We start from the raw sequence: 15,282 nt of genomic DNA on the forward strand, positions 1-15,282 counted from the left end.
ACCTCATGGAGGCCCAGTACCTGCGACTGGACCCCGAATAGTGCAAGCGGCGGCGGGAGCGGGCGCATAAACAACGCTCGTTCACCATCACCCCAGTCAGCGACGGCACTGAGCTTTCTGGACACTCCGGGCTCCGCCCGGCACGTCTGTCCGACCTGCGCGGCACCATGCCACTCGAAGCAGCAGCAGAACTCCGCGAACGCCTCGACGCCATCGCCCGCACGGTGTGCCCCGACGATCCACGCCCCATCTTCACCCGCCACAGCGACGCACTCGCGATCCTCGGATCTGAGCACCAACTCGCCTGCCAATGCGACAAGCCCACCTGCAAGGCAGCGCAACGACCCGCACGGCACGCCAAGAACATCGAACTCGTCGTCCAACTCCCCGCCCTCATCGGAAAAGACGACATCCCCGCGCTCCTCGACGGCGCCCCGATTGACCCCGAACTCGCACGGATGCTCGCCAAAACAGCAAAACGAATCAAATTCACCACAGACCCCGACCAATACAAGCCAGCACCGGCTCTCGAAACCCATGTGAATGCGCGCGACCAGCACTGCAGGTTCCCCGGCTGCTACCGAAGCGCGCGAACGGAACTCGACCACACGGTTCCCTTCGACCACGAAGATCCCAGCGCAGGCGGCTTCACCGTCCCAGACAACCTCAAACGATTGTGCCGACACCACCCTCCCCCACTCGCAGAACTCGTGGGAGGTGCCCCCAGCGCCAAAACACACGGACACTGGCGAGACCAACAATCACCCGACGGAACCGTCCACTGGACATCGCCAACCGGCCAGCACCACACCACCAATCCAGGCTGAGCAAGATATCTGGCTCGCCCTCGGTTTACCGGACGTGCGCCTCCACGAACGGCGGGTTCACAATTTCGCAGTGCAGTTCACGACCACGCACGTCGATGCTGACCTCGTCGCCCACCGCGACTCCGGATGTCGAGTCGAGCAGAGCCAAGGCGACTCCCGTCTTCAAAGTCGGCGAGAATGTGCCAGACGTGACCTCGCCGATCGCCTCTCCGCCTCTGCGGACGGCGTTGCCCCGGCGCGGAATGCCCTTCTCCACGGCCTTCAGGCCGAAGAGCTTCCGCTCGGGCCCTTGCTCTTTCTCGGCCACAACGGCTTCGCGCCCGAAGAACTCGGGCTTCTTCCAGCCCACGGCCCACTCGACTCCGGCCTGCACCGGCGAGATGTCCAGCGCGAGCTCGTGCCCGTGCAGCGCGTACCCCATCTCTGTGCGCAGCGTGTCCCGCGCCCCGAGCCCGGCAGGCTCGCCGCCGAGCGCTTTGACCTGCTCCAAGACCGCCGAGAACACCTCAGGGGCGTCCGACCACGTGGGAATCAGCTCGTATCCGTGCTCGCCGGTGTAGCCGGTGCGGCAAATCCGCACGACGACAGAACCAGACTCGACCGGAACCTCCGCGTCCACGTACGCCATGTACTCCTCGGGGTACGAAATGCCCAGCCGTTCGAGCACCTCTTGGGACTTCGGCCCCTGCACGGCGAACACCGCGTAGTCGCGGTGCTGGTTCGTGACCCGGATCTCCGGCGGGGCAACCGCCTCGAGCGCCGTGACCACGCTGGCCGTGTTCGCCGCGTTGGGCACCAAGAAGATCTCCTCGTCGCTCACGTAGTACGCGATGAGGTCGTCGATCACGCCGCCGTCGGGGGCCAGGCACAGGGTGTACTGGGCCTTGCCGGGACGGATGCGCCCGAGGTCGTTGCTGAGCGACCGGTTCACGAAATCGACCGCGCCCGGACCTGCCACCAGCGCTTTGCCGAGGTGGCTCACATCGAAGACGCCGACCCGCTCGCGGACGGAAGTGTGCTCAGAGACCACGCCCGAGTACGACAACGGCATGCGCCACCCGCCGAACGGGGCGAATTTCGCGCCGAGCGACTCGTGGATCTGCGGGATCGGGCCTTCTTGCACCAGTTCGGGTTGATCGTCACTTCCCATGCTCGCTACAGTAGCGGATTGCAGTGAAGCAGCAGGGCGCGAGCCACGGTCGAAGAAAGTCGGGACGTTCTTATGGATCAGTCGAAGCATAACGATCCACTCACCGTGCTGCCGAAGCTCATGCTCGACTCGGCATTGCGCCAAGCCGACGAGGTGCTGCTGGTCGGCGTGGTCTCGACAGGGGGCGGTGAGATCAAAGTCCTCGGCTCGGCCCTCTCCTCCGCGCAGGCCGACGAGCTCGTCCGATCCCTGCGCAGCGTCGGGGCCAAGGGCAAAGCCCTTGAGCTTTTTCGCGTCCCCGCTCCTGTCGACGTGAACGCGACGAGCGTGCTCGCCGTTGGCCTCGGCACTGCGGAGGAGGGCGAAGACCCCGAGCGGATCCGCAGGGCCGCAGGCGTCGCCGCCCGCGCCCTTGGTGAGACGGGCAACATCGCGACCACGCTCTCCGAGCTCGACCTCGGCGCGACCGTGGAAGGGTTCGTCCTCGGCGGCTACAAATTCGACACATACAAATCGGCCTCCGCCGATCCGGCCGGCCGCGCGAAACAGCTGCGGCTCCTCGTCGGGCATCCGCGTTCCGCGCAGGCCAAGGCCGACCTCGCGCACGCGCAGTCCGTCGTCGAATCCGTCTCGGCCGCCCGCGACTTCGTCAACACGCCGCCGAACCACCTCTACCCGGACAGCTTCGCCGCCCGCGTCGTCGCGATCGCCAAAGACCTCGGCGTCGCGGCAGAGGTCTTGGACGAGAAGCAGCTCGTGAAGGACGGGTACGGCGGCGTCGTCGGAGTCGGCCAAGGCTCGTCCCGGCCGCCCCGTCTCGTGAAGCTCGAATACCGGGGCCGGAAAGACAAAACCGCTGGGATCGACGTCGCCCTGGTCGGCAAAGGGGTGACGTTCGACACTGGCGGCATCTCGATCAAGCCCGCAGCGGGCATGGAGAACATGACGTCCGACATGGGCGGAGCCGCCGCCGTGGCGGGGGCCCTTTTCGCAGCGGCGAAACTCGCGCTCCCGCTCAACATCACCGCCACGCTGCCGATGGTCGAGAACATGCCGTCCGCGACCGCCCAGCGCCCCGGCGACGTCATCACGCAGTACGGGGGCAAGACCACGCTCGTCATCAACACCGACGCGGAGGGCAGGCTCATCCTCGCGGACGCCATCGTGTCGGCGTGCGAGCGCGACCCGGTCTACCTGATCGATGTGGCAACACTCACAGGGGCGCAAATGATCGCGCTCGGCGCCCGCACCCCCGGAGTGATGGGGACCGAGGAGTTCCGCGACCGGGTCTCCGAGATCTCCCGCTCGGTCGGCGAGGGCGGCTGGTCCATGCCGCTGCCCGAAGAGCTCGCCGACGATCTGAAGTCTCCCCTCGCTGACCTCGCGAACGTCACGAACCACCGCAACGGCGGCATGCTCTCGGCGGCGCTTTTCCTCAAGGAGTTCGTCACCCCCGACGTCTCGTGGGCGCACCTCGACGTCGCTGGCCCCGCGTACAACACCGGCTCCGCGCATGGTTACACGCCGAAAGGCGGGACCGGAGTCCCCGTCCGCACCCTCGTCGCGGTGCTCGAAGACATCGTGCAGCGGGGATAGCACGCGGGCCCGCCATGGTCACGGGGTAGGCTCTGCGGAGAGGAAGACGAAACTCCACCAGACCATGTGAGGAGACACCAGGACATGCCTATCTCGGTTCGGATGCCTGCGCTCGGCGAAAGCGTCACCGAAGGGACCGTCACCCGTTGGCTCAAAAACGAGGGCGACACCGTCGCAACCGACGAGCCGCTGCTTGAGGTCTCCACGGACAAGGTCGACACCGAGATCCCCTCGCCTAGCGCTGGTGTGCTGTCGAAGATCGTCGCCCCGGAAGACGCCGTCGTCGAGGTCGGCGGAGAGCTCGCGGTGATCTCTGCGGAGGGCGAGTCCGCCCCGGCGCCCGCGCAAGCGGAGGCCCCGGCCCCGGCGCCCGCTCCGGTCGAGCCCGCGCCGCAAGCCCCTGCCGCTCCGGCTCCTGCCGCCGAGGCCGCGCCCGTCGCAGAGGCCCCTGGCACGACGGTGACGATGCCGACGCTCGGCGAGTCCGTCACCGAGGGAACCGTCACGCGCTGGCTGAAGAAGGAGGGCGACACCGTCGCCCTCGACGAGCCGCTCCTTGAGATCTCCACCGACAAGGTCGACACCGAGATCCCCTCCCCCGCCGCTGGCGTGCTGCAGAAGATCCTCGCAGGCGAGGACGCCGTGGTCGAGGTCGGCGGCGACCTCGCGATCATCGGCTCCGGAGCCGCTCCCGCCGCCCCGGCTCCGAGCGCTCCCGAGCCCGTGAAAGCTCCCGAGCCCGCGCCGCAAGCCCCTGTCGCCCCGGCCCCCGTCGCCGAGGCCGCCCCCGTCGCCCAACCTGCGCCTGCGCCCCAGCCGGAACCGCAAGCGGCTCCGCAGGAGGCCGCGGATGAGGACGAGAGCGCGAGCCCCTACGTCACCCCGCTGGTCCGCAAGCTTGCCCGCGAGCACAACGTGGACCTCGAAACAGTCGCCGGATCCGGCATCGGCGGCCGTATCCGCAAGCAAGACGTGCTCGACGCGGCCGAGAGCAAGAAACCCCCGCAAGCGGGAAGCGCCCCCGCCGCCGCGCCGCAGGCCCCGGCCGCCGCTGCGGCTCCTGCCGCCTCGCCCGCCCTCTCGCATCTGCGCGGCACCACGCAGAAGGTGAACCGGATCCGGCAGATCACGGCCAAGAAGACCCGCGAGTCGTTGCTCTCCACCGCGCAGCTCACGCAGACGTTCGAGGTCGACGTGACCAAGATCGCGGCGCTGCGCGGCAAGGCGAAGACAGGCTTCCAAGAGCGTGAGAAAGTCAACCTCACCTTCCTGCCGTTCTTCGCGAAGGCCGTGGTCGAGGCTCTCAAGGCGCATCCGAACGTGAACGCCTCGTTCAACGAAGAGGCCAAAGAGATCACCTACTACGACGCCGAGCACCTCGGCATCGCGGTGGACACCGAGCAGGGCCTGCTCTCTCCGGTGATCCACAACGCGGGCGACCTCTCGTTGGCCGGGCTCGCCCGCGCCATCGCCGACATCGCGGCTCGGGCCCGTTCCGGGAACCTCAAGCCCGACGAGCTGGCAGGCGGCACCTTCACCATCACGAACATCGGCAGCCAGGGCGCGCTCTTCGACACCCCGATCTTGGTGCCGCCGCAGGCCGCGATGCTCGGCACCGGCTCGATCGTCCGCCGCCCTGTCGTCGTGAAGGAAGAATCCGGCGACGAGGTCATCGCGATCCGCTCGATGGTGTACCTGCCGCTCACCTACGACCACCGTCTCATCGACGGGGCCGACGCGGGCCGCTTCCTCACCACGATCAAGCACCGCCTGGAAGAAGGGGCGTTCGAGGCCGACCTCGGGCTCTGACGTGAGCGCTGGATTCCTGTGAGGATTCTGTAGGTTTCCGGGCTCGGATTGCGTGCGGGAACGCCATGCCTCAGGATATGGGCATGAAGATCATTCGTACCGCCGTGCCCGCGCTCGCCGCCGTGTGCCTCAGCTCCTCCTGGCTCCTCGCCCCCGCCGCGCTCGCCGACACCAGCGCCAAGGACGCCTGCAACCAGTACCGGGACGCCAACCAGAAGGCCAACTCCCGGTGGATCGAGTTCAAGGACAGCCACGAGGACGACGACTCGAAGGCGTACTGGCACGACGTCGCGGCCGATCTGAACGAAGCCGCGCTCACTGTCAACGATCTGGCCAAGGACAAGGGCTACCCGGACAACATCCAGAACGCCTTCGTCACGTACGCGCACTCGATGCGCGACCTCGCGGAGTCCGTGAACCGGCAAGAGAAGTACGACCGGCTGCAGCGTCCGCTGGGCTCGGTCCAGAAGGCGCAGCAGGACGTCCAGAACGCCTGCAAGTCGTACTGGGGCTGATCTTGATCGCCGGGGCCGCCGCCAGACGCTAATATGGCGGGGTGTTCGCGGGTCCCACTGCACAGGAGGTCGAATCGGCGACCCCGGAGACGAGGGACCGGGCCGTCGAAGCCATTCGGATTCTCGCGCTCGCCCGGCAGGCTGTCTTCCAACGGCATCACCTGGATCTTCCAGGTGATGCCGTTGTGCTTCTGCGCAGGCGCCCGCTCGCGAAGCCTGCGGGGGCCATGGTCGGCTCCGTGCCCATGCTCGTCCGAGCGACCACACTGCCCCACCACCGAAAGCAAACCGTATGAGACTCTTCCCCTCCGCCGCCGCGATCGAGGCGGGCACGCCTGCGAGCCGGGACCGCTCGATCGACTTTCTGCGCATCCTCTCGTTGGGAGTCGTGGTCGTCGGGCACCTCCTCTTGGTGGTGCTCTATTTCGACGCCGCATGCGCCGAGCCGAGGCAGTGCGTCCGCGCGGCAGGCGCGCTCGACGACTCCACGGCGCTGCAATGGCTGACGTGGGGCATGCAGATCATGCCGCTCTTCTTCTTCGCGGGCGGCGCGGCGAGCCTCGGCTCGTGGCAATCCGGGGCGAGCTGGGGCGGCTGGCTGCTCGCCCGCTGCCAGCGCCTCTACCGCCCCACGCTGTGGTTCGTCGCGGCCATCTTCCTGCTCGTCCTGATCTGCCAGCAGTTCGTCCCGCAGGACGCGATGGCTATCGCGGTGCCGCAGATCTTCGTGCTGCTCTGGTTCCTCGGGGTGTACACCGTCTGCCTCGCGTTCGTCCCGCTCCTCTCGAAAATCACCACAGGACGGCAACTGGCCCTGGTCGTCGCGGGCCTGTACGGGCTCACCGCCCTCGTCGACGCGGCGCGCTGGACATGGGGGTCCGATTGGCAGATCGGGGCCCCGAACTTCGTGTTCGTCTGGCTCATCCCGACCGCCCTCGGCGTCGGCTACCGCAAAGAGCTCATCCCCCGGCTGGTCGGAGCCGCGATGTTCGCGACCGCGCTGGCGGCCGACCTCGCGCTGTGCTTGGCCGGGCCCTATGCCATCGCCATGCTCAGCACCGCGGACCAGTCGCACATCTCGAACTTCACGCCCCCGTCGCTGCTGTTGGCAGGGCATTCGGTGTGCCTGTGCGGGCTCGCCGTCCTCCTCGCCCCCTGGCTGCGCAGGCTCATGAGCCACCCGCAGGCGTGGCGGGTGGTCGCCATCGGCAACACCGGCGCGATGACGCTCTACTTGTGGCATTGGGTGGTGCTCTTCGGCATGGACGGCGCGTTGATCGTCGCGGGGCTGCTGCCGACGTCGCAAACCTCGCCCGGCCTCTGGCCGGACAAGGCGGAACAAGCTCCGCTCTTCCTCTTCCTCGTCCTCGTCGCGTTCCTCCTGCTGCGGCCGCTCGAGACGAGGCCGCTGCCCTGGTGGGACGACAAGGTTTCCGCCCCGGGATGGCGCAGCCCGGTCGTCGGAGCGCTCTTGATCTGCGCAGGGGCGAGCACGCTGGCGCTGGCCCGGCTCGGGCCGCAGGTCGTCGGATTGTGGGGAGTCGGGGCGATGGCCGCTTCGCTGGCCTTGGCGCGCGCGACCGCTACCGCTGCTTCTTCTCCAGTTTCGCGAGCAGCTCAAGGCCGAACTGCTGAGACTTCCTGATCTGCTCGGGCGTGTCCCCCCAGCCGAGCAGGACCGAGGCGCCGAGCGGCAGGAGGACCGACTCCAGCCCGTCGTTGTCGTGCCCGAGGTAGCCCGCCATCTCCAAGAGCACGTAGCCGTGCATGGCGCTCCAGAACTGGAGGATCATCGACACCGGGTCGCCGCCTCGGATGCGCCCCGAGTCGATCGCGCGCTGCACAGCGTTGGCGATCACGAGAATGATGCCGAGCTCCGGCTGCACCTCTCCCCTGCTGATCGAGGGCACGGTGAAGGTGACCGGCACGGAGACTCCGTGCGCCGAGGCCTCGCCGAGCATGAGCCGGTAGAGGTGCGGATTGTCCAATGCGAAACGCCGGTACAGGAAGGTGTACACCGCGAGGTCGGCCACCGGGTCGTCGCTCGGCTCCAAGAGCTCCAATTTCTCGGCGAACCGGTGCAGGCCCTCCTCCGCGACCGCCGTGAGCAACTGCTTCATACCGCCGAAGTAGGTGTAGACCGACATCGTCGAGGTGTCGCAGGCAGCGGCGACCCGACGGGCCTGCAACGCGTCCGGACCATGGTCGGCAAGCAGGCCCAGCGACGCCTCGACTAACTCTCTGCGAAGATCACGAGCTGAAGACACTGGTTAAATTTCCCATATTCTGTAACAGAACTCCACTTTAGAAATCGAGCTGTGACGATTCAGATGCGCTCGCAGCAGGCAGACTGGGCAGTCTGGCATGAGATTCCCCCGCCGTGGCCCCTTCATTGGAGAAGCTCCGCATTTGGAGAAAATCCGCGAAGCGTGTAGGGTGAACCAGGCTCAAATTGCATATGGGGCTATGGCGCAGCTGGTAGCGCATCACACTGGCAGTGTGAGGGTCAGGGGTTCGAGTCCCCTTAGCTCCACCGAAACGGCGCAGGTCAGAACGAGTTTCTGATCTGCGCCGCTTGGCGTTTCAGGGGGTTCGCGCCTCGGCTCGCCGAGTCCGGCGGGCCGAACTGGCGCTCGGCCACCAGATCTGGTCCCCGACGAGCGCGAGCATCGCCGGAACAAGAATCGTGCGCACCACGGTGATGTCGAGCAAGAGCCCGACCCCGATGGCGAAGCCGATCTGCAGCAAGTTCATCACGCTGCCGCTCATCAACGCGAACATCGTGATCGCGAAGACGACTCCGGCCGTTGTGATGACGCTGCCGGTGCTGCCGAACCCTCGGACCAGGCCCTGCAGCATCCCCCTGTGCTCCGACTCTTCTCGGATCCGCAGCGCGAAGAGCATGCTGTAGTCCGAGCCCACGGCGATCAACGCCATGAACGACACGGGCAATGCGGCCCAGTCGAGGTCGATATGCAGGATGTGCTGCCACACCAGCACGCTCGCCCCCATTGCCGCGGCATAGGAGAGGACGACCGTCCCGACCATGAGGAGCGGAGCCAAAATACTGCGCAACAGGACGATCAGGACGAGGAGCACGCCGATGACGGCGACGATCCCGAAGATGGTGAAATCCCGCCAGACCTGGTCTCGCATATCCGCGGAGAGCGAGGCGAGTCCGGTCGAGTGGAACTGCGCGTTCTCCAGCACCGTCCCTTTCGCCATGTTGCGCGCGGTCTCGCCCACCTTGCGAGTGGCGTTGATCGTCTCGTAGCCTGCCGCGTTCCCCTTCCAAACCACAATCATGCGGGCCGACTTGCCGTCCGGGGAGAACAGCAGCTCGGACCCGGCTTTGAAGCCTGGGTCCTCGAACCCCTGCGGCGGGAGATAGAACCCCGAGCCAGGACCTTGCGAGGTGTGCTGGCCGACCTGGGACAAATAGTCGGAGGCGGTCTGCAGGCCCGCGCCCAACTGGTTCGTGAGGTCGAGGACCTGGTCCATCCCGGTCTGCACTTGGTTCAGCCCGCCGACGAGCTGGGCCATGCCGCCCGCAAGCCGCTCGGTCCCGCCGACCAATTGCGCGAGTTGGGCTTTGACCTGGTCGGGCGACTTGCCGCTCACCTGGTTCAGCAGGGATTGCACGGACGCGAGCGAGGCCCGCAGCGCGGGCAGCGAGTCCTGCGCGCGCTGGATCGACCCGAGCGGGTCCCCGCCCATGTCGTGCAGGAGCCGCAACGCCCTGCCGAGGGAGCCGTTGGAAGTTCTGTCGAGCTCGGCGAGGTCCGCGTGCAGTTTCGAGCAGATCGGATTCGGCGCGCAGTCCGGGCCGAGGTCCTCTGCCGCAACAGGGCCGAGGAACGTGTTGATCGTCGTGATGGCCCAGAAGAGCAGGCCGTTGTTCCGGAGGGCCTCGTCCATGTCGGCGAGGGTGGACTCGAGGAGGTCGACCGACCCGCCGAGGTCGCTCACAGCGGACTTCGCGCCGTACTCGCCGCCCGTGGCGGCGTGAATCGACTGGTCGGCCCGCTGGTAGGAGTCGAGAAGCCCGTGCGCGAGGCCCGCGAGCTGCTGCACCCCGGAGACGAGCTGGGGCAGCTGCGCGCTCGCGGAGCCCGCCCCGGAGCGGAGCCTGCCGACCCCCGCCGCGAGCCTGGCCAGCTGGGGGGCCGAACGCGTGAGCTGGTCGTTCGCCTCGCCCAAGCGGCCGCCGACGACGCCGACTTGATAGCCGATGGCGGTTTGGCCGAGCGGCTCGCCGGTCGGACGGGTCATGGAGCGGACGTAGGCGACCTCTGGCAGTTTCGCGACGCTCATCGCGATCAGCTCCAACGCCGCGAGGTCGTCGGTGTCGCGCATGTCGTGGTCCGCGCGGACGATGAGGAAGTCCGGGGAAGCCTCGTTCACTCCCCAATGCCGGTCGACCTTCTCAAAGCCTGCCGCGCTCTCCGAATGCCGGAGCTGCATGGCGTTCTCGTCGAAGTTCATCCGGAAGGTGAGCAGCACGGAAGCCAACGCGAGGAGCAGCGCCAACGCCGCCGCGGTCAGCGCGCGAGAATGCCGGATGATCCGCACGCCCGTCCGCCGCCACTTGCGCTCGTCGAGCGGGCGGGGCTCGGCCAGCCCGCGTTTGCCGAGGATGGCGAGCAAGGCGTACGGCAGCGTCGACGCGACGAACAAGCCGAGGCCGATGCCGATGGCGATGGGCGGGCCCGCTGTTTTGAACATGCCGACTTCGGCGAAGACCATAGAGAGCGCCGCCGCCGCGATGGTCAGCACCGAGGCAACGACGATGGGCGAGGTTTTCGCCGCGGACCGGGCCACGGCGTCCACCACCGGCAATTCGTCCCGACGCGCTTCGTGGTACGCCGCCACGGCGAAGATGGCGTAGTCCGTCACGCCGCCGAGGATCATCGCGGTCATGAGCGAGATCGTGAAATTGGATATGGGCAGCGCCCCGTGCAGCCCCAGCCAGGAGACGACCGGGCGCGCGAGGCCCAAGGCGTAGCCGATGGTCAGCAAGGGGACCGACGCGGTGACGAAGGACCGGTACACCGCGAAGAGCAGCAGCGAGATCAAGACGACGGAGACCCCGGTGATGACGACGAGCGACGAGTCCATCGCGGTGAACAAGTCCGCCAGTTCGGGCGCCGAGCCGGTGTAGTAGACCTCCAAGCCAGGAGGTTTCGCCAGGCCCGCGATCATCGCCCGGGTCGTGTTGACGTTTTGGTGCGCTTTTGTCGATCCGACGTCGCCGGTGCCCGCGACGATGAAATTGATCGCCTTGCCGTCCGGGCTGAGCGCGATGCTCTTGGTCTGCTCGTTATGGTAGGTGTCCAGGACGAACGAGACATTCTCCTTGTCCGCTTGCAGCGCGTCCACCAGGCGGCGGACGAATGCCTCCTCCGCAGGCCCGAAGCCGTGCTCGTCCACCACCACGACGCTGCCGATCGAGGTGGACTGCTGGACGCCGAAATCCTTGGACATCTGCAGCAGAGTCTTCGTCGATTGGATGTTCCCCGGAATGAACGGCGCGGAGTGCTGCCCGACGGTTTTCTCCAACTGCGGCACGACGAGATTGAGCATGCCGATGAGCACGGCCCAGAAACCGACGACCCACCACGCCCGACGGGCGCAGAAACGCCCGACCCTCCCCATGAACGGGCTGCTTTCGCCGTGCGGTCTTCCCATGGCTTGGACCTTTCGTCATAAGCGCACCCGGCTTTCGCCACCTGTTCGGCAGAGACCCGTCGAGTGCCGTATGACATATACCATAAGATGGATCACCCTGCGGAACACCGCCTTTGCGGCACGACGCCCGCCCCGCGAGCCCGAGGCTTCCCGGCGAAAGCAGCATTTGGGGCCTGCTACACTTCCGTAGCATTAGTTATGTCAGACTAACTAACATAACTTCCCCGGGCGGGCCGGGACAGGATGGCGAAAGGCGGCGCGATGGGCCAGGGCGAAAGCACGGCGGGCAGGCGGGAGAAGAAATCCCTCCTCGGCCGGTATTGGCTGTATTTCGTGACCGCCGTCCTCGTCGCGCTCGTCGTCTTGGCCATCGACAGGATCGGCTCGATGTATTTCCAGACGGAGAACGACAAGGCGACGCCGAGGAACGCGGGCGACGTCGTGAAATTCATCCCCAAACACGTCACCTTCGAGCTTGACGGCGACATCGGCGGCGGCGGGCAGGTCACCTATCTCGACGTCGACGGGCAGCCGCACGACCTCGTGCTGACCTCGTTGCCCTGGTCGTTCACCGAGACGACGTTCCTCACCACGGTCTCCGCCACCATCGTCGCCAGGGTGAAGGGCGACCAGCTCACCTGCCGCATCCTCGTCGACGACGTGCTCCGAAAGGAAGTCTCCCTTTCGAACCCCGGCGCGACGGTCACCTGCGTGGTGTTGTCCGCATGAGCGCGCCGCACACCGCCGAGCCGCACGCCCCGCAGGGCGCGGCAGCGCAGGCCCCGACGAAGAAGCCCTTCCTCGCGAAGGCGATCCGCGTCCTCGCGTTGCCGATCCTCGTCTTCTGGATCCTCTTCACCGTCGTGGTGGAGGTCTTCCCGCCGCAGATCGACACTGTCTCCATCAAGCTCGCGGGCCCGATGGTCCCGCTCGACTCGCCCTCGCAGAAGGCGATGCTGCACATCGGCGACGTGTTCCACGAGTCCTCGTCCACCAGCATCACCATGGTCGTCCTCGAAGCGCAGGACCGCAAGCTCGACGCGCAGGACCACGCGTACTACGACGACCTGCTCCGAAGGCTGCAGGGCGACAAGGCGCATGTGCAGTACGTCATGGACCTGTGGGGCAAGAAAGTCACCTCGGCGGGAGCCCAGAGCAACGACGGCAAATCCGCGTACGTGCTCGTGCGCATGACCGGCAACATCGGCGAGGCGCAGGCGACCGAGTCGGTGAACGCGGTGCGCGACCGGGTGTGGGCCGACACGCACCCCCAGCAGTACCCGGACACTCCGGGCCTCAAGCCCGTCCCGCAGGGGCTCAAGGTCTATGTCACCGGGCCTGCCGCCTTGGCCTCGGACACGATCAAAGTCGCGACCGACAGCATGCGCTGGATCCTGTACCTGACCCTGGGCATGATCGGCGTTCGGATGTACCTCCTCTACCGCTCGCCCATGGCCGCCGTCCTGCAGTATGTCGTCGTCGTGACCGAGCTGCTCGCCGCGCGCGGACTGGTCGCGGCCCTCGCGCACCTCCACCTGATCCCGATCTCCACCTTCGGCGCGAACTTCGTGGTGACGCTGGTCCTCGGCGCGGGGACCGACTACGGGTTCTTCCTCGTCGGCCGTTACCGCGAGGCCCGCTCCGCAGGCCTGGACAGGGAAGAGGCCTATTACGACGCCGTTCGCGGCGTCACGCACGTCATCCTCGGCTCCGGCTTCGCGGTGACCGGCGCGATGTTCTGCCTCGGCTTCACCCGGCTCAACTACTTCAGCACCATGGCGGGCGCCTGCTGCGTCGCCATGATGCTGACCACGCTGATCGCGCTCACCATGGGCTTCGCGATGCTCGCCCTCGGCAACCGCTTCGGCTGGTACGACCCGAAGGACAAGCCCGCGAGCAGAGGGTGGCGCAAGATCGGAACCATCGTCGTCCGCTGGCCCGTCCCGGTGCTCGCCGCGAGCTCGGTGCTGGTCGTCATCGGGGCTGCGACGGTGCTGACCTACCACGTCGATTACGACGATCAGCACTCCCAGCCGAGCTGGACCGCGTCCAACCTCGGCTTCCAAGCCGCCGACCGGCACTTTCCGCCCGGCAAGATGAACACCGAGATGCTCATGATCGAGGCCGACCACGACCTGAAGAACCCGCAGAGCATGGTCGCCATCGAGCGAGTCGCGAAGACGATCTTCCGCGTCCCCGGCGTCGCGGAAGTCCAGGGCATCACCAGGCCCGAGGGCCATCCCATGGAACACGCCACCCTCGCCTTCGCGCTCGGCGGCAGCTCGTCGAACTCCGCCGCGACGCTGCAGATCATGAAGGACAACATCGGCAAGATGGAGCAGCTCGCGGAGGTCTCCGCGCACACGGAGCTGATCTCGGAAAAGCAGCTCGCCGTCCTGAAGAACCAGCTCGCCCTGCAGGAGGAGCAGTCCGACATCGCGCACAGCTCCCGAGGGTCGGCCGAGCGGTCGTTGGCCATCACCCAGCAGATGCGCGACGACATGGGCTACGTCGACGACTACTTCCGCCCGTTCCGCAACTATTTCTACTGGGAGACCTACTGCTACGAGCTGCCCTGGTGCTGGGCGGGCCGGTCGATGTTCGACATGATGGACCAGCTGGACAAGACCGCCGACGAAATGGCGATCACCACGGCCGACTCGCAGCGCACGGACGCGCTCCAGCCCCAACTGATCGCGCTCACCAAGCAGAACATCGCGCTGACCGAGCAGACGATCGAGCAGACAAAGCAGCAGATCGACCTGACCCGCCAGCAGATCAGCATCCAGCAGGCACAGGTGGCGCTCACCGAGTCCGCGCTCCCCGACGCGCTCCCGATGGGCAAGGCCTACGACGACGCGCGCAACGACGAGGTGTTCTATATGCCGCCGTCCGCCTTCGTCAATCCGGACTTCAAGATCGGCCTGGAATTCTTCGTGTCCCCGGACGGGAAGTCCACCCGGTTCATCATCACCCACGAGGGCGACGCGCTGAGCGAGGCGGGCATCGTGCACGCCAGGGCCATCCTCGAGGCAACGCGCGAGGGCATCAAAGGAACCTCGCTCGCCGGGTCGAAGGTGTATCTCGGCGGCGCGGGCACCAACTACATGGACGTCCAAGACGCGGCCGATTTGGACTTCGCCATCGCGGCGATCTGCGCCTTCGCGCTGATCTTCGTGATCATGCTGTTCATCACCAAGAGCCTCGGGGCCGCCCTCACCATCGTCGCGACGGTGGCGTTCTCCTACACCGGGGCGTTCGGCATGGGCGTCCTGCTCTGGCAGCACCTCCTCCACAAGCCGCTCAACTGGCTCGTGCTCCCCATTTCCTTCATCATCATCGTGGCGGTCGGATCGGACTACAACCTGATGCTGATCTCCCGGTACAAGGAGGAAGTCGCCACCGGGGCCGGGCTGAAGACCAGCCTCATCCGGGCTATGGGGTCGACCGGCTCGATCGTGACCACGGCAGGCGTGGTGTTCGCCTTCACGATGTTCGGCATGCTGATCAGCAGCCTCAACTCGATCCGACAGGTGGGCACCACCGTCGGCATCGGCCTGATGATCGACACCCTGCTCATCCGCACGTTCGTCACACCGGCCATCGCCACGCTGCTCGGGCGCTGGTTCTGGTGGCCGATGAAAGTGCGGCCCCGCCCGGTCAGCGCCTTGCGCCGAGGCAGGTGAGGCAGGCGGGC

10 protein-coding genes and 1 tRNA gene are annotated in these 15,282 nt (G+C 66.8%); 8 read left to right on the forward strand and 3 right to left on the reverse strand.

Features of this window, described 5'->3' with window-relative positions; translation table 11 throughout:
• Window positions 1-86: 86 nt before the first annotated feature.
• Window positions 87-827 carry a DUF222 domain-containing protein gene (locus ACRC20_RS00135; RefSeq protein ID WP_438684343.1) on the forward strand — a complete coding sequence of 247 codons (741 nt, stop codon included), beginning with the start codon at window positions 87-89 and terminating at the stop codon, window positions 825-827.
• 25 nt (window positions 828-852) lie between these two features.
• Here ACRC20_RS00135 and gcvT read toward each other — a convergent pair whose 3' ends face one another.
• A complete protein-coding gene (gcvT, locus tag ACRC20_RS00140; protein WP_438684300.1) occupies window positions 853-1,977 on the reverse strand; it encodes a glycine cleavage system aminomethyltransferase GcvT in 1,125 nt (374 codons plus the stop codon).
• 72 nt (window positions 1,978-2,049) lie between these two features.
• Here gcvT and ACRC20_RS00145 point away from each other — a divergent pair, with 72 nt between their 5' ends.
• The 4 genes from ACRC20_RS00145 (at window position 2,050) to ACRC20_RS00160 (ending at window position 7,542) form a co-directional block, all read left to right on the forward strand.
• Window positions 2,050-3,573: a leucyl aminopeptidase gene (locus tag ACRC20_RS00145; RefSeq protein WP_438684301.1), complete on the forward strand. Its 1,524-nt coding sequence runs from the start codon at window positions 2,050-2,052 to the stop codon at window positions 3,571-3,573.
• A gap of 84 nt (window positions 3,574-3,657) precedes the next feature.
• Entirely contained in the window at window positions 3,658-5,382 is a 1,725-nt protein-coding gene (sucB, locus tag ACRC20_RS00150) for a 2-oxoglutarate dehydrogenase, E2 component, dihydrolipoamide succinyltransferase (protein WP_438684302.1), read from the forward strand.
• A gap of 83 nt (window positions 5,383-5,465) precedes the next feature.
• Window positions 5,466-5,897 (forward strand): hypothetical protein, encoded by a 432-nt coding sequence (locus ACRC20_RS00155; protein WP_438684303.1) that lies wholly within the window; start codon window positions 5,466-5,468, stop codon window positions 5,895-5,897.
• A 292-nt stretch (window positions 5,898-6,189) separates the two neighbouring features.
• A complete protein-coding gene (locus ACRC20_RS00160) occupies window positions 6,190-7,542 on the forward strand; it encodes an acyltransferase family protein (RefSeq protein ID WP_438684304.1) in 1,353 nt (450 codons plus the stop codon).
• Here ACRC20_RS00160 and ACRC20_RS00165 read toward each other — a convergent pair.
• Window positions 7,481-8,164 (reverse strand): TetR/AcrR family transcriptional regulator, encoded by a 684-nt coding sequence (locus tag ACRC20_RS00165; RefSeq protein WP_438684305.1) that lies wholly within the window; start codon window positions 8,162-8,164, stop codon window positions 7,481-7,483. The genes ACRC20_RS00160 and ACRC20_RS00165 overlap by 62 nt on opposite strands.
• A gap of 193 nt (window positions 8,165-8,357) precedes the next feature.
• Here ACRC20_RS00165 and ACRC20_RS00170 point away from each other — a divergent pair.
• A tRNA-Ala gene (locus ACRC20_RS00170) sits at window positions 8,358-8,430 on the forward strand.
• Between the two features lie 50 nt (window positions 8,431-8,480).
• Here ACRC20_RS00170 and ACRC20_RS00175 read toward each other — a convergent pair.
• Window positions 8,481-11,585 (reverse strand): MMPL family transporter, encoded by a 3,105-nt coding sequence (locus ACRC20_RS00175; protein WP_438684306.1) that lies wholly within the window; start codon window positions 11,583-11,585, stop codon window positions 8,481-8,483.
• 261 nt (window positions 11,586-11,846) lie between these two features.
• Between ACRC20_RS00175 and ACRC20_RS00180 the strand changes: the two genes are divergently transcribed.
• Window positions 11,847-12,314, forward strand: coding sequence for an MmpS family transport accessory protein (locus ACRC20_RS00180; protein ID WP_438684307.1), 468 nt, complete (start codon window positions 11,847-11,849; stop codon window positions 12,312-12,314).
• Window positions 12,311-15,271: an RND family transporter gene (locus ACRC20_RS00185; RefSeq protein WP_438684308.1), complete on the forward strand. Its 2,961-nt coding sequence runs from the start codon at window positions 12,311-12,313 to the stop codon at window positions 15,269-15,271. The genes ACRC20_RS00180 and ACRC20_RS00185 overlap by 4 nt, the downstream gene beginning before the upstream one ends.
• Window positions 15,272-15,282 lie beyond the last annotated feature (11 nt).

The sequence above is a fragment of the Segniliparus sp. genome (assembly GCF_051660745.1).
In the GTDB taxonomy this organism is placed as follows: Bacteria; Actinomycetota; Actinomycetes; order Mycobacteriales; family Mycobacteriaceae; genus Segniliparus.

What these genes read in the sequence shown, in the direction of transcription:
- ACRC20_RS00155 (WP_438684303.1), top strand. Translation starts at nt 5,466, where the DNA reads ATGAAGATCATTCGTACCGCCGTGCCCGCGCTCGCCGCCGTGTGCCTC.
- ACRC20_RS00145 (WP_438684301.1), top strand. Translation starts at nt 2,050, where the DNA reads ATGGATCAGTCGAAGCATAACGATCCACTCACCGTGCTGCCGAAGCTC.
- ACRC20_RS00175 (WP_438684306.1), bottom strand. Translation starts at nt 11,585, where the DNA reads ATGGGAAGACCGCACGGCGAAAGCAGCCCGTTCATGGGGAGGGTCGGG.
- sucB (WP_438684302.1), top strand. Translation starts at nt 3,658, where the DNA reads ATGCCTATCTCGGTTCGGATGCCTGCGCTCGGCGAAAGCGTCACCGAA.
- gcvT (WP_438684300.1), bottom strand. Translation starts at nt 1,977, where the DNA reads ATGGGAAGTGACGATCAACCCGAACTGGTGCAAGAAGGCCCGATCCCG.
- ACRC20_RS00160 (WP_438684304.1), top strand. Translation starts at nt 6,190, where the DNA reads ATGAGACTCTTCCCCTCCGCCGCCGCGATCGAGGCGGGCACGCCTGCG.
- ACRC20_RS00180 (WP_438684307.1), top strand. Translation starts at nt 11,847, where the DNA reads ATGGGCCAGGGCGAAAGCACGGCGGGCAGGCGGGAGAAGAAATCCCTC.
- ACRC20_RS00185 (WP_438684308.1), top strand. Translation starts at nt 12,311, where the DNA reads ATGAGCGCGCCGCACACCGCCGAGCCGCACGCCCCGCAGGGCGCGGCA.